The organism is Serratia sp. JSRIV001, assembly GCF_019968745.1.
In the GTDB taxonomy this organism is placed as follows: Bacteria; Pseudomonadota; Gammaproteobacteria; order Enterobacterales; family Enterobacteriaceae; genus Chania; species Chania fonticola_B.
This window is the reverse complement of sequence record NZ_CP074147.1, coordinates 4,470,957-4,494,573: the sequence shown is the minus strand read 5'-3', so window position 1 is coordinate 4,494,573 and position 23,617 is coordinate 4,470,957. Positions and strand designations below refer to the sequence as shown.

The window sequence follows — 23,617 nt, the reverse complement described above, 5'->3', positions numbered from 1 at the left end:
GGCCAACCATATTATACAAAACTGGCCAGGAAAGAGTCAGTTTGATCACAATTGGGGATGCCCGCGCGCCCGCCAGGACGGGTACACTTCAATGCGGCAACTGCATTGGCGTAACGCACCGCCTGAGCTATATCGGGTTGTGAACCCAGGGCTACCGCCAGCGCACCGTGGAAAACGTCTCCAGCTCCCGTGGTATCCACCACCTCAACCGGAAAGCCTGGCTGATGTTTCAGTTGAGCGTTTTCCAACCAGAAACAGCCATGTTTACCCTGAGTGACATAAACTTGTCCGTTTTTGTCATTTTTTGCTGCACGCAATCCCTGCTCGATATCCGTTTTTCCTGTCATCCGCAGCAAACCCGGCTCGGAGAAGGCGGCATGGTCGGCCAAAGCAACCAGCGGGCGGATATCCTGCGGTGTGACATCGGCGTCCAACAGGGTAGTGACACCTGCGCGCCGGGCCAAGGTGAAGGCAGTCAGCGCGCCCTGATGCCAACGCACGTCCGCCAACACCACATCGTACTTGCTAAAGTCGATGTCATGCAGCCATTCGGCATCCTCGGGTAAGTCTGGGCTGGGATGGTTGATGATCATGCGTTCTCCCTGGGCATCCACCAGCACAGCCGATTGCGATGAGCGCGCCTGTGGGCAACGGCGGGCATGTCTGACATTGACGCCATAGCTGCCTAACTCGGCCAACAGGGTTTGCCCGGTGGCATCGTCCCCGACCCGGCCAATGAAATCTACCTCTGCGCCCAATCTGGCTGCGGCTACCGCAGCCGTTGCCGCTGGGCCTCCGCCAATTTCGCGGTAGTCGTTGGCAACATATTTCCCCCCGCCTTCAGGCAGTTTCTCTACGTAATACAGGCGGTCTTGCACTGCAATGCCTACGCATGCGATTCGAGTCATGGTCTGGATCCCTGGATGTTGAACTGTGTAAGCGAACGGTTTTCAGCAAAAAGTGGCTACCGATCACGCTGCCACCATTTTAATTCACTCAAATGTTAAAAGAGTGACGGCTGTCAATTTTTTGACCATAAATTACAAATACGATCAAAAACAGACAAAAACGGTCTGTTTTATGGCCGATGAGATGACACAGACATGACACAGGTAACCAACAGGAGAGAACCATGGCACAGATCGCATTTATCGGGCTAGGGCAAATGGGCGCGCCGATGGCCAGCAACCTGATTAAGCAGGGGCACCGGCTGAACGTTTTTGATATCAGCCCGGCGGCGGTCAGCACCTTGGTTGCTCAGGGGGCCAAGGCGGCAACCAGCCCGGCGCAGGCGGTACAGGACGCGGAGTTCGTCATCACCATGTTGCCTAACGGCGAACTGGTACATGAGGTGCTATTTGGTGCCGAGGGGGTGTGCTGCACCTTATCGCCTGCGGCATTGGTGATGGATATGTCCACCATCCACCCACTGCAAACGGATCGGCTGATTGCCCAGATGCAGGCTCGGGGTTTTAGCCTGATGGATGCCCCGGTCGGGCGGACTTCAGACCATGCTCAGGCTGGCACGTTGCTGATCCTGGCTGGTGGCACCGGCGAGCAGGTGGAGCGTGCGACGCCCGTGCTGATGGCGATGGGCTCGGAGCTGATCAACGCCGGTGGGCCGGGCATGGGGATCCGCGTGAAGCTGATCAATAACTACATGAGCATCGCGCTCAACGCGCTGTCTGCCGAAGCTGCGGTGCTGTGCGAGGCGCTGGGGCTGTCGTTTGACGTTGCGCTGCAAGTGATGAGCGGCACTCCGGCAGGCAAGGGGCATTTCACCACCACCTGGCCAAACAAGGTGCTGAAGGGCGATCTCAGCCCGGCGTTCATGATCGATCTGGCGCACAAGGATCTGGGCATAGCGCTGGATGTGGCCAATCAGTTGCACGTCGCCATGCCGATGGGGGCAGCCTCACGCGAGGTTTACAGCCAGGCGCGGGCCAGCGGGCGTGGGCGTCAGGATTGGAGTGCCATTTTGGAACAGGTTCGGGCTGCTTCGGGCAGAGCGGATCACGCGTAACACTTAACGTAATTGCGGTTGCTATGCAGCGCGCAGAGGGGAGAAGAAATGCCTTATTTATCTGGTAACACCATGATCCAACATGCATGGGAAAACGGCTATGCCATCGGCGCGTTCAGCGCACACAACGCCGAAACCATTCGCGCCATTTTGCTGGCAGCCGAACAGGAGCAGGCCCCGATCATGATCCAGGTGGGGCAGAAAGTGATTAGCGTGATGGGTCTGGAGCCCATGAAGGCGATGATCGATGCGTTTATGCACGATATCACGGTGCCGGTGTGCATCCACCTGGATCACAGCCGCAGCTTCGAACAGACCATGCAGGCGGTACAGGCCGGGTTCCAGTCGGTCATGTTTGACGGCTCTCACCTGTCATTTGACGAAAACGTACGGATCACCCGTGCCGTGGCGGACGTGGCCCATGCGCTGAACATTGGGGTCGAGGGTGAGATCGGCAAGATCGGCGGCACCGAGGATGATATTTCGGTCGACGAAAAAGACGCCCTGATCACCAGCAGTGACGAAGCGCTGCAGTTTGCTCAATCGACCACGGTGGATTATCTGGCAGTGTCCATCGGCACCGCTCACGGCCTGTACAAACAGGAGCCCAAGCTGGCGTTCGAACGCCTGCAAGAGATCCGCGAGATCGTCAAAAAACCGATTGTGCTGCACGGTGGCTCTGGCGTACCAGACGATCAGATCCGCAAGGCGGTTTCACTGGGCGTCGCCAAGGTGAACGTGGACACCGAACTGCGGCAGGCCTTCACCCAGGGCATGGCTGAAGTGCTCGACAAGGATCCGCACGAGTTTGTCTTGGCGGTGTCGCTCGGACATGGCCGTGATGTGATGCAGGCCAAGGTCGCCGAAAAAATCAGACTGTTTGGCAGCCAGGGTAAAGCCGCTCAGTTTTAAGCATCCGTTGCGCGGCAAACTGCCGCGCTCACCATAGGGCACAGATTATGACAACCATTCAACGCCAGCATTTTGGCGAACATCAAGGGCAGGCCGTTTCCCTTTTCACGCTGACCAATGCCAACGGGATGCGGCTGTGTGTGACCGATTACGGCTGCATCATTACTCAGCTTTGGGTGCCGGATCGCCATGGGCAAGCGGAAGATGTCGTGATGGGGTTCGACAATTTGACGGCTTATCAGGCCGGGCATCCGTTCTTCGGCGCGATTGCCGGGCGCTGCGCCAACCGTATTGCTGGTGGCCGTTTCAGCATCGACGGTCAGGAATCTATTCTGGCCACCAACGAGCTTCCTACCGGACAACACCTGCACGGCGGACGTCGGGGTTTTGACAAATATGTCTGGCAGGCACAGGAAGACGGCGACGGCATTATTTTCAGCCGTACCTCTATCGATGGTGAGGAAGGCTATCCGGGCAATCTGCAGGTTAGCCACCGCATCGGCCTGACGGAAGATAACGTGATGACGCTGAGCTTTGAGGCACAGACCGATAAGCCGACGCTGGTCAACCTGGTTAATCACAGCCACTACAACCTGCGCGGGCATCAGCACCTGATCCACGATCAGCAGCTCAAGATCGACGCCGACTTTATGACGCCGGTAGATGAAACCACCATGCTGCCCACCGGTGAAATCCGCCGTGTTGCCGGGACGGCATTTGATTTCCGCAACGCCCGTCGTCTTGGGGACGCCATGCTGCACCGCCCGGCGCAGGATTTTGATATGAACTACGTGCTTAAACCTGGCGATGGTGCTTTGCATCCCGCCGCCAGCCTGATTTGTCCGCAGACCGGGCGAGTGATGGAAGTACACACCTCGCTGCCGGGCGTGCAGTTTTATAACGCCTTCAAGCTTTCCAACAAGATCTGGAATGGCAAGGCTGGCCATCGCTATCAGGCGTTTTCCGGCATCTGCCTTGAAACCCAGGCGTTCCCAGACAGCATTCACCACGCCCATTTTGGCAACGTGGTGCTGCGCCCAGGGGAAAACTATTACAGCCAGACTGAACACCGTTTCAGCACCGTGGCATAGATTTATTCGATTACTGGAAGCAATGTGATGAAAAATAAAGCAAAAGTGGGCGTGTTGGCGCTTGGCCGCGCGACCTTCGATGTGCCCTACGCGCAAGAGATGCTGGCGCAAGCCTGGCAGACGCTGAGCGGGATGGATATCGAGCTGGTGGGGGAACCGGTATTACAGTTTGATGCCGAATCGGCTCTGCAAATACTGCCCGCACTCAAACAGGCCGATCTCGATCTGCTACTGATCCTGCAAGTGACCTTTACCGATGCCTCCCTCACCACCGAAGTGGTGCGTGATTTCCCGGTGCCCACGGCGATGTGGTCATTCCCGGAAGCCCGTACCGGTGGCCGTTTGCGTCTGAACTCTTTCTGCGGGGTGAATCTGGCTTGCCATGCCCTGAGCCGTGAAGCCATCAACGTGCAAACGCTGCACGGCCTGCCGGACGACAGCCGGGTGATTAACGAATTACAGCAGTTGGCGCAGGCCGCGGCGATCGTTAAGCGCTTCAAACAGGCCAAGGTGATGGTGATTGGTGAACACCCGCTGGGTTTTGACGCCTGCAACTACAACCAACAACAACTGACGCAGCACTTTGGCGTTGAGGTGACTCGCCAGCCGGTGCTGGAATTTATTGAAGAGGTGAAGGCGCTGCCGGACAGCGTGGCCGATGCGCCTTATGCGCGCCGTGCCAAGGATTTCCCTAACCTGGCAGAGATGGATCAAACGGCCACCCGCAAAACGCTCAAGGTTTACTCTGCCCTGCGTGAAAAAGCGCAGCGTGCAGGTTACACCGGCATTGCCGTGCGCTGTTGGCCGGATTTCTTTACCGATTACGGCTGCGCTGCCTGCGGGGCGTTGGCGTTGATGAACGAAGATAAAGTGCCGTGTGGCTGTGAAGCCGACATGTTTGGCGTGCTCTCTTCGCTGATGGCGCAGTGGGCCTCTGGCAATGCGGCGTTCAATACCGACCTGGTGGATATTGATCCGCAGGATAACAGCGTGGTGTTCTGGCACTGCGGGCAGGCACCGATCGAAATGGCCGATCGCGATGGCCCGGTGCAGGCCACCATCCACTCCAACCGCAAGCTTCCTCTGCTGTCTGAGTTTGCTCTCAAACCGGGGCGCATCACGCTATGCCGCATCACTCAGGGTGAGGGCAAGCTGCGCCTGATGCTGGCCGGTGGCGAAATGATCAAGGCTCCGCTGGCGTTTTCCGGCACAGCCGGGACCGCGCGCCTGGATGTGGATGCAGACACTTACCGCCAGCGCCTGATTGCGGCGGGTATGGAGCACCACACCTCGCTGGTTTACGGCGAGCACCGCCCGCTGCTGCGCAAAGTGGCCGGTCTGCTTGGTTTGGACGTGATTGAACTGACCTGAGCGGGCGACCAACGCTTGGAAAAATACGGTATTTAACCTTTTGGAGAATGGATCATGGTTTCTCAGCAAGGCTTGGAACTCACGCAACACGCAGGTGGATTTACGTTGACCTTTCAGCAGCGTGTGCTGATACAACACACGGCTGCGGCTCCGTGCCTGTGGATTGGGCGCGGCAAGGCGGATATCGAGATGTTCCGCGGCAACTTCAGCATCAAAGACCAGCTCAGTGAAAAACTGGCGCTGACCGAAACCCAGATCGTCCCGCAGGGCAAAGGCTGGCTGATCCGCTTTAGCCGGGGCGATGTGGCCCAGTGCACGCTGGCAATCACTACCGATGCGCAAGGGCGGTTGGAAATGCAGCTGCGCAACAGCGACGAGCAGAACAACCGCATGTGGTTGCGCCTGGCTGCCCAGCAGCAAGATCACGTTTATGGCTGCGGCGAACAGTTTTCCTATTTCGACCTGCGCGGCAAACCTTTCCCGTTATGGACCAGCGAGCAGGGGGTTGGGCGTAACAAGCAGACCTACGTTACCTGGCAGGCAGACTGCCAGGAAAACGCCGGTGGTGATTACTACTGGACCTTCTTCCCGCAGCCGACGTTTGTCAGTAGCCAGAAATATTACTGCCACGTAGAAAACAGCTGCTACATGAACTTCGATTTTTCTGCCCCAGAGTTTCATGAACTGGCGATCTGGCAGGATCAGGCGGTGTTGCGCTTTGACTGCGCCGACAGCTACATCAGCCTGTTGGAAAAGCTGACCGCGTTGCTTGGCCGCCAGCCGGAACTGCCGGACTGGGTGTATGACGGCGTCATCCTGGGCATTCAGGGCGGCACCGAGGTCTGCCAACAGAAGCTGGACGTGATGCGCGAGCACGGTGTCAAGGTTAGCGGGATCTGGGCGCAGGACTGGGAAGGACGGCGGATCACCTCTTTTGGCAAACGCCTGATGTGGAACTGGCGCTGGGACAGCGAGCTGTACCCGGAACTGGATAAGCGCATCCCGCAGTGGAAGAATGAGGGGGTACATTTTCTGGGGTACATCAACCCTTACGTGGCCATCGAGAAAGAGCTGTATGCCGAGGCGGCAGAAAAAGGCTATCTGACCAAGGATTACGACGGCAAAGACTATCAGGTCGAGTTTGGCGAGTTCTATGCTGGCGTAGTCGATCTCACCAAGCCTGAAGCTTATGACTGGTACAAGAACGTCATTAAAAAGAACCTGATTGAGTTTGGCCTCGACGGCTGGATGGCGGACTTCGGCGAATATCTGCCGACCGATACCGTTTTGCATAACGGCATCGATGCGGAAATCATGCATAACGCCTGGCCAGCACTGTGGGCCAAGTGCAACTACGACGCGCTGGAAGAATGCGGCAAGCTGGGCGAGATCCTGTTCTTTATGCGCGCGGGCTACACCGGCAGCCAGAAGTATTCGGTGATGATGTGGGCGGGCGATCAGAACGTGGACTGGAGCCTGGACGACGGCCTGGCTTCGGTGATCCCGGCGGCACTGTCGCTGGCGATGACCGGCCACGGTCTGCACCACAGCGATATCGGCGGTTACACCACGCTGTTTGAGATGAAACGCAGTAAAGAACTGCTGATGCGCTGGTGCGAGTTCTGCGCTTTCACGCCGATGATGCGTACCCATGAAGGTAACCGCCCAGATGATAACTGGCAGTTCGATCATGATGTGGAAACCATCCGCCAGTTTGCCCGCATGAGCCAGGTCTTCACCTCCCTCAAGCCGTACATCAAGCAGGCGGTGGCGCTCAATGCGCAGTCCGGCTTACCGGTGATGCGCCCGCTGTTTCTGCACTACGAAGACGATGCCCACACCTACAGCCTGAAATACCAATACCTGTTTGGCCGCGACCTGCTGGTGGCCCCGGTGCATGAAGAAGGGCGCACCGACTGGACGCTCTACCTGCCGCAGGATAGCTGGATCAACCTGTGGACCGGTGAGCGGCATAGCGGAGGGGCCGAGGTGACGATAGCAGCACCAATGGGCCAACCGCCGGTGTTCTATCGGGCGGATAGCGAATGGGCGGAGTTGTTTGCCTCGCTACGCACGCTGTAATCATCAACTGTCAGCCGCCCGTTGCCCAACCGGCAAGGGCGGCTATCTCTGGGAATAGGTGTTTTCCAAGGAGAATCACCATGAGTGAAGCTAACCAGGATCCGGTGAAGCTGATATTGCCCCTGCGCGAGAAATTCGCCTATGGCATGGGCGATGTCGGTTCCAACCTACTGTTGTGTGTCGGCACGCTGTATCTGCTGAAATTCTATACCGACGTGTTGGGGATCCCCGCCGCGTGGGGCGGGCTGATCTTTCTCATCTCGCGTTTTTTTACCGCCTTTACCGACATGGGGACCGGGCTGATGCTCGATTCCCGGCGCAATATTGGCCCCAAAGGCAAGTTCCGGCCATTTATTCTTTATGCTTCAATGCCGGTGGCGTTGCTGGTGGTGGCCAATTTTATCGGCGTGGGCGCTTCGTTGGATGTCACCATTAAAACGGTGATCGCCACGCTGATCTTTATGGCGTTCGGGCTGTTCTTCAGCATGATGAACTGCTCCTACGGCGCGATGGTGCCTGCGATGACCAAAAACCCGCAGGAACGGGCGCAACTGGCTGCCTGGCGGCAGGGCGGGGCGACGGTGGGTTTGTTGTTGTGTACCGTAGCGTTTGTGCCGATCCTGTCGCTGTTTGACGGGCGCCCACAGGTGGGTTATCTAGTGGGGGCGGCTATCTTCGCCTTCGTCGGCATGCTGTGCATGTGGTGGTGCTATTCCGGCGTCAAAGAGCGTTATGTCGAGATCCCGAAACCGGGTGCACCCAAGCCGGGTCTGTTGCAGTCTTTCAAGGCGATCGCCGGTAACAAACCGCTGTTCGTGCTGTGCGTGGCCAACCTGTGCACGCTGGCGGGCTTTAACATCAAGCTGGCGATCCAGATCTACTACACCCAATACGTCCTCAACGATATCACCCTGCTGTCCTATATGGGTTTCTTCAGCATGGGCTGCATCCTGCTTGGGGTACTGCTGGTTCCGACGGTGGTGAAACGCTTTGGCAAGAAAAACGTCTATCTGGGTGGCCTGTCGCTGTGGATCCTGGGCGATGCCATGAACTATATGTGGGGCAATACCTCCACGCTGTTTGTGTTGTTCTCCTGCCTGGCGTTCTTCGGTACGGCCTTCGTCAACAGCCTCAACTGGGCGCTGGTGTCGGACACCGTGGAATACGGTGAGTGGAAAACCGGCGTGCGTTCGGAAGGCACGGTTTATACCGGCTTTACCTTCTTTCGCAAGGTTTCCCAAGGGCTGGCAGGCTTCTTCCCTGGCGTGATGCTGGCCTATATCGGCTATGTTCCCAACGTGGCGCAGGGGCCTGGCACGCTGGAAGGCTTGCGGCAGCTGATCTTCCTCTATCCCTGTGGCCTGGCCGTGCTGACCGCATTGACCATGGGGCTGTTCTATCACCTGACGGAGAAGAACTACCTCAAGATCGTCGGTGAGCTGGAAGAGCGCAAGCGGGTACCAAGCCCGGCGCTATAAGCAGCCAGGTGTTAATCGGGGCGAATGTATTCGCCCTTGTAACAAGAAAGACGCAGGGTGTAAGACAATAATAAGGATCTGCCAGATGGCCAACTCTCTATCCTACCAAGATCCCGTTACGCTACGGTTGCCGCTGCGCGAAAAGTTCGCCTACGGCATGGGGGACTTCGGTTCCAACCTGATGCTGTGTATCGGTACCCTGTATTTGCTGAAGTTCTATACCGATATTCTGGGATTACCCGCCATCTACGGCGGCGTGATCTTTTTGATCGCCAAATTCTTCACCGCCTTCACCGATATGCTGACCGGCGTGCTGTTGGATTCCCGGCGTAATATCGGTGCCAAGGGCAAGTTCAGGCCGTTTATCTTCTATGCCTCGCTGCCAGTAGCCTTGCTGGCCGTGGCCAACTTCCTCAATAGCGGGTTCAGCCTGAATACCAAAACCGTACTGGCCACCGTACTGTTTATGCTGTTCGGCCTGTTCTACAGCCTGATGAACTGCTCCTATGGGGCGATGGTGCCAGCCATCACCAAAAACCCGCAGGAGCGTGCGCACCTTGCCGCTTGGCGGCAGGGAGGTGCAACGTTGGGGCTGCTGTTATGCACCGTGGGCTTTGTCCCGATCCAGATGTTGTTCACTTCACGCCCGGAGATAGGCTATCTGGTTGCCGCAGTGGTGTTTGCTACCTGTGGTGTGTTTTGCATGTGGTGGTGCCATGCCGGGGTCAAAGAGCGCTATGTTGATGTGGTACCGGCGCATCATAAACCTGGCATCTTCAAATCCTTCCGCGCCATTTTCCAGAACCCGCCGTTGCTGGTGCTGTGCATCGCCAACCTGTGTACGCTGGCAGCGTTTAATATCAAGTTGGCGATCCAGGTCTATTACACCCAATACGTATTGCACGATATCCATTTGCTGTCCTATATGGGCTTTTTCAGCATGGGCTGCATTTTGATTGGCGTGCTGATGGTGCCAGCGGCGGTGAAGCGCTTCGGCAAAAAGCGGGTCTACCTTGGTGGCCTGATGCTGTGGTGCCTGGGCGATCTGTGTAACTACGCTTGGGGTGACAGTTCACTCTCTTTCGTCGCGTTCTCCTGCATGGCCTTCTTCGGCACGGCCTTCGTCAACAGCCTGAACTGGGCGCTGGTGCCCGATACCGTTGATTACGGCGAATGGAAAACCGGCATCCGCGCGGAAGGCTCGGTGTATACCGGCTATACCTTTTCACGCAAGATCTCCGCCGCGCTAGCCGGATTGTTACCGGGCATTATGCTGACGCAGATCGGCTACATACCGAATGTTGAGCAGTCTGCCTCGGTGCTGAAAGGCCTGCGCGAGTTAATCTTTATTTATCCCTGCGTATTGGCGATGGTTGCCGCCGTCATGATGGGGTTTTTCTATAAGTTGAATGAGCAGCTATTTATGCAAATCATCACCGAGATTAATCACAAAAAAGGAAACCGCGACCAACAGGCCGAGCCTCATCCGGCAATCAATACGGCAATAATCAAAGAAGTCTAAGCCACAGCATTACCAATAATAACGCACAGCTGTCATGCCTAACGGCATGACGGCGGGATTTCTGCATGCTTTTATCAGGAACAATGTCACAAGGAAATTTAACCATGTCTACTTTCTGGGGTTCTAGCAGCAATAAAACCAAGACGATACTGCTGGTGGCGGCGTTGTTTGCCTCAGCCAGCGCTCAGGCCGGACGCGCCTATCTGGAAACTCGTGAGGCTTATAATACCGCCTCGGAATTAAACGAAATCATCCTGCGCGGCGGCTATAATTTTGATGGTGGAGCCGGTGTGATGGCCACCAACGCCTATAACATTGGCAAGTTTGATCAGCTTAAGCACAGCTATAACGAGCTGGAGGGTTGGTATCCATTGTTCCGGCCAACGGATAAATGGACGGTGTCTCCCGGCGGGCTGGTCAACTCGAGTAGTGCGGGTTCTGGCGGTGCTATCTATCTGGACAACAACTATAAATTCCTGCCGTTTTTCAACCTGACCGTGCGTTATCGCTATAACCATAATAATTATGATTCCATCGACTTTAACGGCAACCCGGCGCGTAATGATACCCATGAAATTGCCAACTACTGGAACTTCAAGCTCAGCGATGAGTTAAATTATACCTTCGAGCCACATTACTTTATCCGGGTTAACGATTTCCACAGTAAGAATGGCAAGAGTCACCATTGGGAGATCACCAATAAGTTCAGCTATAAAATCGATACCCATTGGATGCCCTATCTGGAGCTGCAATGGTTGGACCGCTGGAACGATTATAATAAGGAGCAGTATCGTATCCGCGTAGGGTTGCGGTATACCTTTTAAGCCACACCAATAAAAAACCCGGCCAAGTCTTGGCCGGGTAAAAAGAGCTGAATGTAACATTGATGCCGATATCGAAGGGGATATCTGTGAATCAGCATAACCCCGCAATATGACAGGCAGATGTCAGCCTAAGCCTTGCGGTATAGACGACGAGGATGACCGATATTGCCGTAGAGCATTTCAACGTGCACAAACTGGGTTGCTACGCAGTATTCCAGATAGCGGCGTGCGGTGGTTTTGCTAATGCCGGCGTGTGCCACCACGTCTTCCACCGCGTGGGCTACCTCTGGCTGCTCGATGAACAACGCCTGCACCAACTCCAGAGTAATGGTTTCAATCCCTTTGGCGCTGGGTTCGTTGGAAAACTGCTTGGACTGCAGGTTATACAACGCATCGACGCTGCTCTGGTCGATGACCTTGAAGGTGCGTTGGGTCTGCACAAACTGCATAAAGCGTTCCAGCGAATTGCGCAGCCGCTTATAGGATACCGGTTTGATGATGTAGTCGAAGGCCCCGTTGCGGATCGCCTGGCTACAGGTATTCATATCGCTGGCGGCGGTGATAAAAATCACCGAGCAGCCGGGCTTTTTCACCGCGGCTTCTTCCATTAGCGCAATCCCCTGGCCGTCCGGCAGAAAGTTGTCCAGCAGGATCAACCGGGGCTGGTGAGCATTCACTTTTGCTCTGGCTTCCGCCAGGGTCGCGGCATAGGCCACCACCCGCAGGTTGAAATGTTTCTCAAGAAATTCGGCGTGTAGCGTGGCCAGTTGCGGCTCGTCTTCCACGATCAGAACGTCCAGTGTCTCAGGTTGCATAGGTCGGATCCGGGTGCTTAAGCTTTGGGGATAAACAGCGAGAAAATGGCGCCGTGCGGATCGTTGTCCGACACTTCGATGCTGCCATGTGCCTGAGCGACGTGGCTGGCCACCAGGTGCAGGCCGATACCGTGGTCGCCCTTATCTTTGGTTGTCACGCCTTGTTCAAACAGCGTATCACGAACCTGCGGTGCAATCCCGGTGCCGCGATCGGCCACTTCGATCACCAGCTCGTTGCTGCTGTCATTGATATAGAGTTCTACCGCTTCGTGCGGCGCTGCGCAACGCAGCGTAGCATCGAACGCATTATCCAACAGGTTGCCAATAATCGACATCAGCTCGGTTTCATTCAGCGCGGCGGGGATTTGGCGCAGCTGGCAGGCGGGGTCGAAGCGGAGTTCAATGCCTTTTTCCCGTGCGCTGGAGTATTTGCCCAACAGCAGGCCACACAAGGCGGCGGAGCTGAAGCGCTGGGAAATGAAATCGAGGATCTCCTGCGCACCTTCCGACTGGGCCTCCACATAGCGGACGGCTTCGTCATAACGTTGCATATGCAGCAAGCCAGCGAGCGTGGCCGTCCAGTTCAGCTGTTCGTGGCGCATGATGCGCAGGTTGTCAGCATAGCGTTTTACCTGGCTAAGCTGGCTGCTGAGGGTGTTGATGTCGTTCTTGTCGCGAAAGCTGATCACCCAACCCTGTAGCTCATCTTCCTGCATGATCCGCACCCGGCTGGCAATGACTCGCACATGGTTGAAACGGCACACCTCGTCATGGGTGTCGTGCCCCAGCTGCGTAGCGGCAAAGAAATCGGGCTGCGACTGGATGATCTCACCGATATGCTGGCCCAACAGATTATTGGCCGGTTGGCGCAGGTCCAGCAGCTCACGCGCGGCGTGGTTAATGGTGATGATGCGCAGTTGCGGATCTATGGCGATCACCCCTTCATAGATAGCTTCCAGCAGGGCTTTTTGCTGGCGCACCAGCAGCGCGATCTCTTTCGGCTCTAATGAAAACATCTGGCGTTTCAGGTTTTTCGATAATAGCCAGGAAAAGATAAACAGTGCCATCAATAGCAAAACGATCGAGGCCACGATCTGGGTCAGCGTATGGGCATTTAAACTGTCGATATGGGATTTAAGATACCCGACGGAAACAATACCGATCACCCGGTTATTGTCATCCACAATCGGTGCCTTGCTGCGTAATGAAATACCGATCCCCCCATTGCGGATCGAGATAATGCTTTTGCCTTCCAGCACTTCTTTATTATCGCCCCCCACCATGGGGGTGCCCAAACGGTCGGCGTGTTCGGAATGGTAAAGGTGAATGGTATGGCTATCGCCGATCACAATATAGCTGGCATCGCTGCCGGCGCGGATTTTTTTCATCAGTGTAGCGATATATTGCGTGTCGTTATTTTCAACTGCGGTGACCAGGGAGGGGATCAGCGCAATCTCACGTGCCTGCACTTGGGCACGGGCACCCAGATCCCGGTGCAACTGCGCATCCAGTTTGTAGTAAGTGTAAACCCCGATCAGCGTCAGCAACACGCAGGAAAAGGCGACCAGGCACAGGAACAGCTTGATATGAAAAGAGAGTTTGATGTGCATGGTTTGCCGCGAGTCCTGGTGTCCGTTTGGGTGACTACCCTATCATGAGTCGCCCTTGAAGTAATATTGCCCAAGATCAAGTTGTGAGCAGCGGCACGGCTTTATTGTAAGGAGGAATGAAAACAAACCTATTATTAAACCCATTAACTCCACAGGTTATTTTACATAAATCGTATTAACACCATAGAAACCATAATCCCCATTAAAAACCCTTGTTTATTTTGAACAAAATCACAGCGGTGACTCCAAGCGTTTCTCTATGATGGCCGAACAAACAATAAGAGGCCAGATTATGAGCACAACCGATGATTCCTACCTCGTTACCAAAGATAAAACTGCCGATATTCCGCTGCGCGAAAAGTGGTGGCATATTCTGGATAATTACAAAATAGGAATTATACCGCTGCCCTTCTTCGTGCTGGCAGGAGTGCTGATCCTGCTCGATTGCCTGGCAGGGAAATTACCCAGCGATATCGTGGTGATGGTGGCGACGCTGGCGTTCTTCGGCTTTGCCTGCGGTGAGTTTGGCAAGCGTCTGCCGCTGGTGGGGAAAATGGGGGCTGCCGCCATCTGCGCCACCTTTATACCTTCCGCACTGGTGCACTATGGTTTGCTGCCGGATGTGGTGGTTGAATCCACCACCAAATTCTACAAGTCGACCAATATTCTTTATCTCTACATCTGCTGCATCATCGTCGGCAGCATTATGAGCATGAACCGCCAGGTGCTGATCCAGGGCTTCCTGCGTATCTTTGTGCCGATGTTGTGCGGTGAGGTTGCCGGTATGCTGGTCGGGATGGCGGTGGGTATGGCGTTGGGCCTGGATCCGTTCCAGATCTTCTTCTTCCTGATCCTGCCGATCATGGCCGGTGGCGTGGGGGAAGGGGCGATCCCATTGTCGATGGGCTATGCCGCCATTTTGCATATGGAGCAGGGCGTAGCCTTGGGGCGTATCCTGCCGATCGTGATGTTGGGCAGCCTGACGGCGATCGTGATTGCTGGCCTGCTGAACCAAGTGGGGAAACGCTATCCGCACCTTACCGGCGAAGGCAGCCTGATGCCGAGCAAGCAGGGTGATAGCGAGGTCGCGGCAACCGAGAAACTGAGCGGTAACGTGGATGTTGCCACTATCGCCTGTGGCGCGCTGCTGGCTATCCTGCTGTATATGGTGGGCATGTTGTTACACCGGCTGATCGGCTTGCCGGCCCCGGTAGGGATGCTGTTTGCCGCGGTGGCGGTGAAGCTGGCACACGGCGTTTCGCCACGTATTCAGCAAGGATCGCAGGTGGTGTATAAATTCTTCCGCACCGCCGTGACCTATCCGATCCTGTTTGCCGTAGGGGTTGCTATTACGCCGTGGCAAGAGCTGGTGGATGCCTTCACCGTACAGAACCTGATTGTGATCGTGGCCACGGTAAGCACGCTGGTGGCCACCGGTTTCCTGGTTGGCAAGAAGATTGGTATGCATCCGATCGACGTGGCCATCGTTTCCTGCTGCCAGAGTGGACAAGGCGGAACCGGTGACGTTGCGATACTGACGGCGGGCAACCGGATGTCACTGATGCCCTTTGCCCAGATCGCAACGCGCATCGGCGGAGCGATCAACGTTTCGCTGTCGCTGCTGGTGCTGTCGCATTTCTATTGATGACCCCTCATCCCAACCCTCTCCCACAGGGAGAGGGAGCTGAAAGCCCCTGCTCTGTTGGGAGATAGGCGAATATCTCAGCGAAGGTGGGTCGACTAATGTACATGATAGGTCCTGGTACTTTCATACCGATCTTGAGGAGTTAATCTGTAATTTGTTGATGTATAAGTAGAACATAGTAGTTGAAATGTGGCTCGTTCAGTCCCCTCTCCCTGTGGGAGAGGATTAGGGTGAGGGGGCTAGCGGCGAGGTTAAGTGACTCTTGCTGATGAAAAAACAACCATAGCTATTGAGTATTCAAGAGTGGTGTAGCACAATTGAGCTACATTTTTTGTCATCGCCGAGGTTTGACCATGTCAACCACCACCATCCGCCTGCCTGAAGAACTTAAAGCTCGCGTCGCGGCCGCAGCAGACAATATTGGCGTGAGTTCTCACAGTTTTATTCTGCAGGCTATTACGGAAAAAACTCAGCGGGAAGAGTTACGTCGCGATTTCGAGGAACAGGCGGAACAGCGTTATGCCAACATTATCGCCACGGGTGAGACCATTTCCTGGGACGATATGCGCGGTTATCTGGAAAGCTATGTAGCCGGAAATAGCACGGCCACCCAGCCTGTAGCGAAAAAACTGGGGGGGCGATGACCAAAATCGAGTTGGCGCCAGAGGTCAGGGATGATATCGAGCGTATTCTCGACCATTTGGCGCATTATGAGGTAGCCGATACCGGGCAGCGAATTCAGGAGATTATCCAGGCGATTACGGTACTGGAACATAATCCGTTGATTGGCAGGCCACTTGGCTCAGGAACGCGTGAGTTGATTATTGGCCAGCAAACGCGAGGATATTTGGCGCTTTATAAGTACGTGCCCGATATTGATACGGTATTTGTTCTGGCCATCCGTAGCCAGAAGGAACTGGGTTATTAATTGTTGAGGTTTTAGCTAGAGGCGCAGCATCCTGTTCCCTATCAGGCTCAGAATTCCCAGTCCTCATCTTCGGTATTCACCGCCTTGCCCATCACGTAGGAAGAGCCGGAGCCGGAGAAGAAATCGTGGTTCTCATCGGCGTTGGGTGACAGCGCCGACAGGATTGCCGGGTCTACTTGTGCCATTGCCGGTGGGAACAACGCCTCGTAGCCCAGATTCATCAGCGCCTTGTTGGCGTTATAGTGCAGGAAGGTTTTCACCTCTTCCGTCCAGCCCACCCCGTCGTAGAGCTCTTCGGTATAACGTACCTCGTTGTCGTAGAGATCCTGCAGCAAATCGAAGGCAAAGTTCTTCACCTGCTGGCGGCGGGCCGGGCTGGCCTGCTCCAGGCCTTTCTGAAACTTGTAGCCAATATAGTAGCCATGCACCGCTTCATCGCGAATGATCAGGCGGATCAGATCGGCGGTGTTGGTCAGCTTGGCCCGGCTCGACCAGTACATGGGCAGGTAAAAGCCGGAATAGAACAGGAACGACTCCAGAAACACGCTGGCGACCTTTTTCAACAGCGGATCGTCGCTGCGATAGTGCGCCAGAATGATGCTGGCCTTTTTCTGTAGCGTGGCGTTTTCCTCGCTCCAACGGTAAGCCTCGTCAACATCCCGGGTTTGGCACAGGGTGGAGAATATCGAACTGTAGGAACGGGCGTGTACCGCCTCCATAAAGCTGATGTTGGAATACACCGCCTCTTCGTGCGGGGTAATAGAATCGGCGATCAGCGCCGGTGCGCCAACGGTATTCTGGATGGTGTCCAGCAGCGTCAGCCCGGTAAATACGCGGATGGTGAGCTGTTGTTCCTTGGCGGTCAGCGTGGCCCAGGACGGAATATCGTTCGACAGCGGCACCTTTTCCGGTAGCCAGAAGTTGCTGGTCAGCCGGTTCCACACCTCCAGATCCTTGTCGTCATGAATCTTGTTCCAGTTGATGGCCTGCACTCGTTGCATTGTCATAATCTTCCTCACAGCGCGCAGGACACGCAGCCCTGCACCTCGGTGCCTTCCAACGCCATCTGGCGCAGACGGATGTAATAAATGGTCTTGATGCCTTTACGCCAGGCGTAGATTTGCGCGCGGTTAATGTCGCGGGTAGTGGCGGTATCGCGGAAGAACAGCGTCAGCGACAGCCCCTGATCCACATGCTGCGTAGCGGCGGCGTAGGTATCGATAATCTTTTCCGGGCCAATTTCGTAGGCGTCCTGGTAATACTCCAGGTTGTCGTTGGTCATGTAGGGGGCTGGGTAATAGACCCGGCCAATCTTGCCCTCCTTGCGGATCTCGATGCGTGAGACGATCGGATGGATGCTGGAGGTTGAGTTATTGATGTAGGAGATGGAGCCGGTAGGCGGCACCGCCTGCAGGTTCTGGTTATACAGCCCGTGCATCATCACCGCAGCGCGCAGTGCCAACCATTCCTCACGCCCAGGTATGGCGATATTGGCGTTGGCAAACAGTTCGCGTACCCGCGCGGTTTTTGGCTGCCACTCCTGCTCGATGTATTTGCTGAAATACTCCCCGCTGGCGTAGGTGGAGTTCTCGAAACCGGCAAAACTGCTGCCGCGTCCTATTGCCAGCCGGTTGGAGGCGAGCAGGGCGTGGTAGGTCACGGTGTAGAAGTAGATATTGGTGAAGTCGATGCCTTCGTCCGAACCGTAGAAGATGCGTTCGCGCGCCAGATAGCCGTGCAGGTTCATCTGGCCCAGGCCGATGGCATGAGAAGCCTGATTCCCGGCGGCGATAGACGGCACCGAGCCGATATCGCTCATATCCGCTACCGCCGTCAGCCCGTAGATCGCGGTTTCCACCGCCTTGCCGAAGTCTGGCGCATCCATGGCTTTGGCAATGTTCAGCGAACCCAGGTTGCAGGAGATATCTTTGCCGATCTCGGCATAGCTCAGGTCCTGATGGTACCGGCTGGCGCTGTTAACCTGCAGGATCTCCGAGCACAGGTTGCTCATATTGATGCGCCCGGCGATCGGATTGCTGCGGTTGACCGTATCTTCAAACATCATGTACGGATAACCGGATTCGAACTGGATCTCCGCCAGCAGTTGGAAAAACTCACGGGCGTTGATGCGGGATTTGCGGATGCGTTTGTCATCCACCATCTCACGGTATTTTTCGCTAACGCTGATCTCAGACAGCGGTACGCCGTACACCTGTTGCACATCATAGGGAGAGAACAGGTACATCTCTTCGTTATTTTTTGCCAACTCGAAGGTGATATCCGGGATCACCACCCCCAGCGACAGGGTTTTGATGCGGATTTTTTCGTCGGCATTTTCCCGCTTGGTATCCAGGAAGCGCAGAATATCGGGATGATGGGCGTGCAGATACACCGCTCCGGCGCCTTGACGTGCCCCCAGTTGATTGGCGTAAGAGAAGGCATCCTCCAGCATTTTCATTATCGGGATCACCCCGGAGGACTGGTTCTCAATGCGCTTGATCGGTGCGCCAACCTCGCGGATATTGCTCAGCAGAAAGGCCACACCGCCGCCGCGTTTGGAGAGTTGCAGTGCCGAATTCACCGCGCGGCCAATCGACTCCATATTGTCTTCAATACGCAGCAGGAAGCAGGAAACCAGCTCGCCGCGCTGCTGTTTGCCGCAGTTGAGGAAAGTGGGGGTTGCGGGTTGGAAGCGCCCGGAGATGATCTCTTCCACCAGATCCTGCGCCAGCGCGGTATCACCCGCCGCCAGCCGTAACGCAACCATGCACACTCGGTCTTCATAGCGTTCCAGATAGCGCTGGCCATCGAAGGTTTTCAGCGTATAGCTGGTGTAATACTTGAAGGCGCCGAGGAAGGTCTCGAAGCGGAATTTCCTGGCATAGGCCTGTTGGAACAGCTGCTTGATAAAGGCGAACTCATACTGCTCCAGCACCGCTGCTTCGTAATATCCCTCATCCACCAGATAGCGCAATTTCTCCGCCAGATTGTGGAAGAACACGGTGTTTTGGTTCACGTGCTGCAAAAAGTATTGCCTGGCGGCCAGCCGATCCTTATCGAACTGGATGCGCCCTTCTGCGTCATAAAGGTTGAGCATCGCGTTGAGCGAATGGTAATCCAGCGTGGCGCTGGCGGACCTGGTCAGTTCTGTCGTTGCCAAAATGCGGTGACTCCCTGTTGAACGATTGCGACGTCTTGTGTGGTGCCGAGTAGCTCAAATCGATAAAGCACCGGTACCTGGCATTTTTTGGCGATGATGTCACCGGCGATGCCATACGCGGCGCCGAAATTGGTGTTACCTGCGGCAATCACACCGCGCAGGTAACCGCGATTCTGCGGATCATTGAGAAAACGGATCACCTGGATCGGTACGGCACCGACGCTGCTGCCGCCGCCGTAACTGGGCACGATCAGGATATAAGGGTGCTCCATCAGTACTTTTTTACTGCCCGCGATCGGGATGCGTATCGCGGGCAGTGCCAGCTTCTCAACGAATCTGTGGGTGTTCTCCGAACTGCTGGAGAAGTAGACCAGCGGATCCATGGCACACCTCAGGAGGTTAGGGCGTTGGCTAACGCGCCGATCTTGTCCGGGCGGAAACCAGACCAGTGATCGTCACCGGCGATAATCACCGGAACTTGTTGATAGCCTAGTGATTTAACGTGGTTCAGCGCCTGCTGATCTTGCGTTAGATCGACCACGCGATAGTCGATCCCTTGTCTATCCAGGGCACGGTAGGTGGCATTGCACTGGACACAATCTGGTTTGGTGTAAATAATAATACTCATGATTCGCATTTACCTTTTGTATTGAAGGAAAGGCGGATAAGTCAGAAAGTTGAGCATGATAGGGCGTTTCTGACGGCGTCACCAACCCAAGCGTTTCCCCCTGCGTTGATGAATGAATACTATATGTGGATATTTGTATTATCAACACCACTATATGTGGTGTTTTTCGGTTTTTTGGGCGCAGGCCGCGCCGAGGCTGGAAAAGCGGTGGGGAAATATTTTTTGCGATGAGGATCGAGCAGGCCGGGTTGCCCCGGCCAGCAAAATTACTGCCGCATGCTGACTGCCAGGCGGTTAAAGGCGTTCATAATGCTGATGGCAAAGGTCAGATCGCTGATTTCGGCATCGCTGAAATGGGCTTTCAGGGCGTCAAAGGCACTGTCCGGTGCGCCGGTTGCCGCAATCAGGGTCACCGCTTCGGCCCATTCCAACGCGGCACGTTCTGCCTCGCTGAATTCATGGCTGACGCGCCAGCCCGCCAACGTATCCAGCTTGGCGTGGTTCGCTCCCCCTGCACGCAGCGCTTTGCCGTGCATATCCAGGCAAAAAGCACAGCCGTTGATCTGCGAAACGCGCATAAACATCAGCTCAATGATCGCTTTATCCAGCGGGCCTTTCTCTAGCCCGCCCAATGCGCTCACCATGGCTTTATAAGGGGCCGGTGACAGTTCGGCGTACTGCAAACGTTGCTTGATCATGTTCAAACCTCGGATTAATGACGTAACCAATGTATGGCGCTACTTTAGCCGCGATATGGTCTATGCTATAGAGCCATAAAATGATTATTTAACCAGGCCATGACACGCCCTATTTTTGCTGCCCTACGGCTGGATCCCCAACTGGCCGAGCCCCTATACCGACAGATCTATCTGCGGATCAAAGACGCGATCGTGCAGGGAACCCTGGTAGCTAACAGCCGTTTACCTTCGGTACGCGGCTTGGCAAGCGATTTGGGGGTAGCACGTGCGACGGTAGAAAATGCCTACTCTGCGCTGGTGGCTGAAGGTTTTCTGCAAAGCCGGGGCCAGGCGGGAACCTATGTCTCCTCCCAGTTGCTGAAAATGCCTGAGCGCCCCAAGCTGTCAGCGGTACCCACCTTGGCAACTCCGGCACCTTCCGCATTTCAGTCTCATCCCGCCGGGCCGACTCAACCCTTCCAGCTTGGCCTGCCCGCGCTGGATGCCTTCCCACGGGCGGTATGGCAGCGCATCGTTGCCCGGCAGTTGCGTGGCACCACGATGGCCTCACTGGCACACCCACCACCTAATGGCCTGCCGGAACTGCGCGAGGCAATCGTGCATTACCTGCACCTTTCCCGTGGCATTGTCTGTCGGCCGGAACAGGTATTTATCTGTGCGGGTTATCAGGCTTTGCTAGAGCTGGTGATCAACGCGTTGTTGAAACCGGGAGAGGCGGTCTGGCTGGAAGACCCTGGTTATCCGGTTACCCAGCCGCTGTTTAGCGCCGCCGGCATGCAAATTGTCCCAGTGCCGGTTGATGAGGAAGGGATGGATATTGACGCCGGTATTGCCACCCGGCCAGACGCCCGCATGGCGGTGCTGACGCCGACTCACCAAAGCCCGCTGGGCGTTACCCTCAGCCTGGCCAGGCGTATGGCGCTGCTGGATTGGGCAACCCGTCACTCGGCATGGATCATCGAAGACGATTACGACAGCGAATGCCGCTACTACGGCAAACCTTTGCCGCCGTTAAAAAGCCTCGATCGTCAGGGGCGGGTACTGTACGCCGGGACCTTCAGCAAAACCCTGTTTCCGGCGTTACGCATGGCCTATCTGGTGGTGCCCGCAGAGCAGACGGCGGCTTTTGAGCGCTGTAGCCAGCTGCGAGGCTGCGGTTGCCCACCGTTACTGCAAGCCGGAGTGGCCGATTTTATCAACGGCGGGCATTTTTACCGCCATCTGAAGCGCATGCGGTTGCTGTATCGCCAGCGGCGCGCATGGTTGGTGCAGGCCCTGACACAGCGGCTTGCAGACTATTTGACGGTGGCACCGCAGGCCGGGGGCATCCAGATGTTGGCGCATTTGCAAGCTGGGCTCAATGACAGTGAGCTGGCAAAGAGAGCCTGGCAACAGGGGTTGTCGATACAGGCATTGTCGGATTGGCAGATGTCTACGCCTGCCGATAATGGTTTATTGATGGGCTTTGGCAACTTCACCAGCTATTGCGAAGCGGAGCGCGCGGTGGACCGGCTGGCGGCGATTATCGAGGGCGGAAAATAAAGCGGCCCACGGAAAACCGTGGGCCAGACGCACATCTGTTTTTATGGTTAAAACCAGCTACATGGGTTAACGCCGTGCAAGCAAGACGCCGAGCACGATACCAACAGCGGCACCGATGCCTACGCCCTGCCAAGGTTTTTCTCGTACATAGCTATCGGCATTGCCGGCTACGTCGCGAGCATGTTGTGTCAGGCTGCTGGAACCGCTGAAGCGTGCACGGGCATCGCGTAATATCCCTTTTGCCTTACTGTGCAGTTCATGCAGTTCTTCTTTGGTCTTGCTGCTGGAGTCACGTAATACTTCATCCAGCGTATCGGCCAGCAGGTTCACGTCCTGATCGATGTCTCGTTCTACTTTATCTGTCTTGTTAAACATTCGACTCTCCGTTACGACACATGTCCTTTAAGTGTAGACCATTTTGAGAAGTGTGCTGGCGATCACGAAAATTAATGGCTATCCCCGCGAAAAACGAAGCTTTTTTCGAGGCTTATCCCCGCCTAAGGGCCTGGCGACAAGCTCTGTACATTTGGTTACTCAGCGAAACCAATCACTCACGGAAGCGGTGAATTGATTCCTCTATTATCTCCTCAACGGCCCAACCGGGCTTACCGAAAAACACAATCTGAGGATTTAAAGATGAAAAAAGTATTAGCGCTGATCGTTGCTGCCACCATGGGCCTGTCTTCTGTTGCTTTCGCTGCTGATACTGCGGCTGCACCGGCACCTACTGCGGCTCCTACTACTGCGGCTCCTGCGGCTGAGAAAGCTCCAGCTAAAGCGACTCACCACAAGAAAGAACACAAGAAAGCCACCAAAAAAGCACCAGAGCAGAAAGCTCAGGCCGCTAAAAAGCACAGCAAAAAAGCGCCAGTAGCTCAGAAGGCTCAGGCTGCCAAAAAGCATCACAAAGCCGCCACCAAACCCGCTCAAAAAGCTCAGGCCGCTAAAAAACACCACAAAGCTGCCGCGACCAAAGCTCCAGTAGCTCAGAAAGCTCAGGCTGCTAAAAAGCACCAAAAAGCCGCAGCCAAACCCGCTCAGAAAGCCCAGGCTGCTAAAAAACACCACAAATCAAGCAAGAAAGCCGCAGCTCCTGCAGCTAAATAAGTGAAGATAGCGGAGCCGTCAAAGGTTCCGCCTCCTCTGCTGAATACTCTGACACCCGGTTTTCCGGGTGTCTTCTTTTGAGGTGAGGTCATCATGATGAACCGCTACCTGTTTGAAGTGATCTTCAGTGCCGTCACGCTATGTGGTCTGGTGGTTGCCTGGCAATTGTTCCTGGCCAGCA

22 protein-coding genes are annotated in these 23,617 nt (G+C 55.5%); 13 read left to right on the top strand and 9 right to left on the bottom strand.

Going from position 1 to position 23,617, the window contains the following annotated elements; all coding sequences use genetic code 11:
• Nucleotides 1-11 precede the first annotated feature (11 nt).
• The gene (locus KGP17_RS20870; protein WP_166733212.1) at nucleotides 12-908 is read right to left on the bottom strand and encodes a sugar kinase; all 897 of its coding nucleotides are present in this window, start codon (nucleotides 906-908) and stop codon (nucleotides 12-14) included.
• A gap of 224 nt (nucleotides 909-1,132) precedes the next feature.
• Between KGP17_RS20870 and yihU the strand changes: the two genes are divergently transcribed.
• From yihU to ompL, 8 genes are all read left to right on the top strand, one after another.
• Nucleotides 1,133-2,023: a sulfolactaldehyde 3-reductase gene (gene yihU / locus KGP17_RS20865; RefSeq protein WP_094981228.1), complete on the top strand. Its 891-nt coding sequence runs from the start codon at nucleotides 1,133-1,135 to the stop codon at nucleotides 2,021-2,023.
• Nucleotides 2,024-2,071: 48 nt separating this feature from the next.
• Nucleotides 2,072-2,935 carry a class II fructose-bisphosphate aldolase gene (locus KGP17_RS20860; protein ID WP_021807611.1) on the top strand — a complete coding sequence of 288 codons (864 nt, stop codon included), beginning with the start codon at nucleotides 2,072-2,074 and terminating at the stop codon, nucleotides 2,933-2,935.
• A gap of 47 nt (nucleotides 2,936-2,982) precedes the next feature.
• Nucleotides 2,983-4,026 carry an aldose epimerase family protein gene (locus tag KGP17_RS20855; protein ID WP_094981227.1) on the top strand — a complete coding sequence of 348 codons (1,044 nt, stop codon included), beginning with the start codon at nucleotides 2,983-2,985 and terminating at the stop codon, nucleotides 4,024-4,026.
• Between the two features lie 27 nt (nucleotides 4,027-4,053).
• Nucleotides 4,054-5,397: an L-fucose/L-arabinose isomerase family protein gene (locus KGP17_RS20850; protein ID WP_094981226.1), complete on the top strand. Its 1,344-nt coding sequence runs from the start codon at nucleotides 4,054-4,056 to the stop codon at nucleotides 5,395-5,397.
• A gap of 54 nt (nucleotides 5,398-5,451) precedes the next feature.
• Complete coding sequence (locus tag KGP17_RS20845) at nucleotides 5,452-7,479, top strand: alpha-glucosidase (RefSeq protein WP_223498267.1); 2,028 nt, start codon at nucleotides 5,452-5,454, stop codon at nucleotides 7,477-7,479.
• A gap of 80 nt (nucleotides 7,480-7,559) precedes the next feature.
• Nucleotides 7,560-8,957 (top strand): MFS transporter, encoded by a 1,398-nt coding sequence (locus tag KGP17_RS20840; RefSeq protein WP_094981224.1) that lies wholly within the window; start codon nucleotides 7,560-7,562, stop codon nucleotides 8,955-8,957.
• Between the two features lie 85 nt (nucleotides 8,958-9,042).
• Nucleotides 9,043-10,479: an MFS transporter gene (locus tag KGP17_RS20835; protein WP_094981223.1), complete on the top strand. Its 1,437-nt coding sequence runs from the start codon at nucleotides 9,043-9,045 to the stop codon at nucleotides 10,477-10,479.
• A 104-nt stretch (nucleotides 10,480-10,583) separates the two neighbouring features.
• A complete protein-coding gene (ompL, locus tag KGP17_RS20830; RefSeq protein WP_094981222.1) occupies nucleotides 10,584-11,303 on the top strand; it encodes a porin OmpL in 720 nt (239 codons plus the stop codon).
• 128 nt (nucleotides 11,304-11,431) lie between these two features.
• On the opposite strand, the gene KGP17_RS20825 is transcribed toward ompL, so the two are convergent.
• A complete protein-coding gene (locus KGP17_RS20825) occupies nucleotides 11,432-12,118 on the bottom strand; it encodes a response regulator (RefSeq protein ID WP_166733205.1) in 687 nt (228 codons plus the stop codon).
• Nucleotides 12,119-12,135: 17 nt separating this feature from the next.
• Nucleotides 12,136-13,728, bottom strand: a complete 1,593-nt coding sequence (locus KGP17_RS20820) for a sensor histidine kinase (protein WP_223498266.1) — start codon at nucleotides 13,726-13,728, stop codon at nucleotides 12,136-12,138.
• 292 nt (nucleotides 13,729-14,020) lie between these two features.
• Here KGP17_RS20820 and KGP17_RS20815 point away from each other — a divergent pair, with 292 nt between their 5' ends.
• The 3 genes from KGP17_RS20815 to KGP17_RS20805 all read left to right on the top strand — a co-directional run bounded on the left by KGP17_RS20815 (nucleotide 14,021) and on the right by KGP17_RS20805 (nucleotide 16,301).
• Nucleotides 14,021-15,373 carry a 2-hydroxycarboxylate transporter family protein gene (locus KGP17_RS20815; RefSeq protein WP_021807620.1) on the top strand — a complete coding sequence of 451 codons (1,353 nt, stop codon included), beginning with the start codon at nucleotides 14,021-14,023 and terminating at the stop codon, nucleotides 15,371-15,373.
• Nucleotides 15,374-15,726: 353 nt separating this feature from the next.
• Nucleotides 15,727-16,017 carry a CopG family ribbon-helix-helix protein gene (locus KGP17_RS20810; protein WP_071683982.1) on the top strand — a complete coding sequence of 97 codons (291 nt, stop codon included), beginning with the start codon at nucleotides 15,727-15,729 and terminating at the stop codon, nucleotides 16,015-16,017.
• The gene (locus KGP17_RS20805; RefSeq protein WP_021807622.1) at nucleotides 16,014-16,301 is read left to right on the top strand and encodes a type II toxin-antitoxin system RelE/ParE family toxin; all 288 of its coding nucleotides are present in this window, start codon (nucleotides 16,014-16,016) and stop codon (nucleotides 16,299-16,301) included. The genes KGP17_RS20810 and KGP17_RS20805 overlap by 4 nt, the downstream gene beginning before the upstream one ends.
• 47 nt (nucleotides 16,302-16,348) lie before the next feature.
• Here the strand turns inward: KGP17_RS20805 and nrdF are convergent, their stop codons facing one another.
• From nrdF to KGP17_RS20780, 5 genes are all read right to left on the bottom strand, one after another.
• Nucleotides 16,349-17,308 (bottom strand): class 1b ribonucleoside-diphosphate reductase subunit beta, encoded by a 960-nt coding sequence (gene nrdF / locus KGP17_RS20800; protein ID WP_223498265.1) that lies wholly within the window; start codon nucleotides 17,306-17,308, stop codon nucleotides 16,349-16,351.
• A gap of 8 nt (nucleotides 17,309-17,316) precedes the next feature.
• A complete protein-coding gene (gene nrdE / locus KGP17_RS20795; RefSeq protein WP_223498264.1) occupies nucleotides 17,317-19,461 on the bottom strand; it encodes a class 1b ribonucleoside-diphosphate reductase subunit alpha in 2,145 nt (714 codons plus the stop codon).
• Nucleotides 19,443-19,844, bottom strand: a complete 402-nt coding sequence (nrdI, locus tag KGP17_RS20790) for a class Ib ribonucleoside-diphosphate reductase assembly flavoprotein NrdI (RefSeq protein WP_021807625.1) — start codon at nucleotides 19,842-19,844, stop codon at nucleotides 19,443-19,445. The genes nrdE and nrdI overlap by 19 nt, the downstream gene beginning before the upstream one ends.
• Nucleotides 19,845-19,852: 8 nt before the next feature.
• The gene (gene nrdH, locus KGP17_RS20785) at nucleotides 19,853-20,089 is read right to left on the bottom strand and encodes a glutaredoxin-like protein NrdH (protein WP_024484825.1); all 237 of its coding nucleotides are present in this window, start codon (nucleotides 20,087-20,089) and stop codon (nucleotides 19,853-19,855) included.
• A gap of 266 nt (nucleotides 20,090-20,355) precedes the next feature.
• On the bottom strand, nucleotides 20,356-20,787 hold the full coding sequence (locus KGP17_RS20780; protein WP_021807628.1) for a carboxymuconolactone decarboxylase family protein: 432 nt from the start codon (nucleotides 20,785-20,787) through the stop codon (nucleotides 20,356-20,358).
• A gap of 99 nt (nucleotides 20,788-20,886) precedes the next feature.
• Between KGP17_RS20780 and KGP17_RS20775 the strand changes: the two genes are divergently transcribed.
• Nucleotides 20,887-22,329: a PLP-dependent aminotransferase family protein gene (locus KGP17_RS20775; protein ID WP_223498263.1), complete on the top strand. Its 1,443-nt coding sequence runs from the start codon at nucleotides 20,887-20,889 to the stop codon at nucleotides 22,327-22,329.
• 66 nt (nucleotides 22,330-22,395) lie between these two features.
• Here KGP17_RS20775 and KGP17_RS20770 read toward each other — a convergent pair whose 3' ends face one another.
• Nucleotides 22,396-22,704, bottom strand: a complete 309-nt coding sequence (locus KGP17_RS20770) for a YqjD family protein (RefSeq protein ID WP_209530172.1) — start codon at nucleotides 22,702-22,704, stop codon at nucleotides 22,396-22,398.
• 261 nt (nucleotides 22,705-22,965) lie between these two features.
• Between KGP17_RS20770 and asr the strand changes: the two genes are divergently transcribed.
• On the top strand, nucleotides 22,966-23,436 hold the full coding sequence (gene asr / locus KGP17_RS20765; RefSeq protein WP_021807631.1) for an acid resistance repetitive basic protein Asr: 471 nt from the start codon (nucleotides 22,966-22,968) through the stop codon (nucleotides 23,434-23,436).
• Nucleotides 23,437-23,617 lie beyond the last annotated feature (181 nt).

Coding starts and splice junctions, on each gene's coding strand:
- KGP17_RS20870 (WP_166733212.1), bottom strand. CDS start 908: ATGACTCGAATCGCATGCGTAGGCATTGCAGTGCAAGACCGCCTGTAT.
- yihU (WP_094981228.1), top strand. CDS start 1,133: ATGGCACAGATCGCATTTATCGGGCTAGGGCAAATGGGCGCGCCGATG.
- KGP17_RS20860 (WP_021807611.1), top strand. CDS start 2,072: ATGCCTTATTTATCTGGTAACACCATGATCCAACATGCATGGGAAAAC.
- KGP17_RS20855 (WP_094981227.1), top strand. CDS start 2,983: ATGACAACCATTCAACGCCAGCATTTTGGCGAACATCAAGGGCAGGCC.
- KGP17_RS20850 (WP_094981226.1), top strand. CDS start 4,054: ATGAAAAATAAAGCAAAAGTGGGCGTGTTGGCGCTTGGCCGCGCGACC.
- KGP17_RS20845 (WP_223498267.1), top strand. CDS start 5,452: ATGGTTTCTCAGCAAGGCTTGGAACTCACGCAACACGCAGGTGGATTT.
- KGP17_RS20840 (WP_094981224.1), top strand. CDS start 7,560: ATGAGTGAAGCTAACCAGGATCCGGTGAAGCTGATATTGCCCCTGCGC.
- KGP17_RS20835 (WP_094981223.1), top strand. CDS start 9,043: ATGGCCAACTCTCTATCCTACCAAGATCCCGTTACGCTACGGTTGCCG.
- ompL (WP_094981222.1), top strand. CDS start 10,584: ATGTCTACTTTCTGGGGTTCTAGCAGCAATAAAACCAAGACGATACTG.
- KGP17_RS20825 (WP_166733205.1), bottom strand. CDS start 12,118: ATGCAACCTGAGACACTGGACGTTCTGATCGTGGAAGACGAGCCGCAA.
- KGP17_RS20820 (WP_223498266.1), bottom strand. CDS start 13,728: ATGCACATCAAACTCTCTTTTCATATCAAGCTGTTCCTGTGCCTGGTC.
- KGP17_RS20815 (WP_021807620.1), top strand. CDS start 14,021: ATGAGCACAACCGATGATTCCTACCTCGTTACCAAAGATAAAACTGCC.
- KGP17_RS20810 (WP_071683982.1), top strand. CDS start 15,727: ATGTCAACCACCACCATCCGCCTGCCTGAAGAACTTAAAGCTCGCGTC.
- KGP17_RS20805 (WP_021807622.1), top strand. CDS start 16,014: ATGACCAAAATCGAGTTGGCGCCAGAGGTCAGGGATGATATCGAGCGT.
- nrdF (WP_223498265.1), bottom strand. CDS start 17,308: ATGACAATGCAACGAGTGCAGGCCATCAACTGGAACAAGATTCATGAC.
- nrdI (WP_021807625.1), bottom strand. CDS start 19,844: ATGGATCCGCTGGTCTACTTCTCCAGCAGTTCGGAGAACACCCACAGA.
- nrdH (WP_024484825.1), bottom strand. CDS start 20,089: ATGAGTATTATTATTTACACCAAACCAGATTGTGTCCAGTGCAATGCC.
- KGP17_RS20780 (WP_021807628.1), bottom strand. CDS start 20,787: ATGATCAAGCAACGTTTGCAGTACGCCGAACTGTCACCGGCCCCTTAT.
- KGP17_RS20775 (WP_223498263.1), top strand. CDS start 20,887: ATGACACGCCCTATTTTTGCTGCCCTACGGCTGGATCCCCAACTGGCC.
- KGP17_RS20770 (WP_209530172.1), bottom strand. CDS start 22,704: ATGTTTAACAAGACAGATAAAGTAGAACGAGACATCGATCAGGACGTG.
- asr (WP_021807631.1), top strand. CDS start 22,966: ATGAAAAAAGTATTAGCGCTGATCGTTGCTGCCACCATGGGCCTGTCT.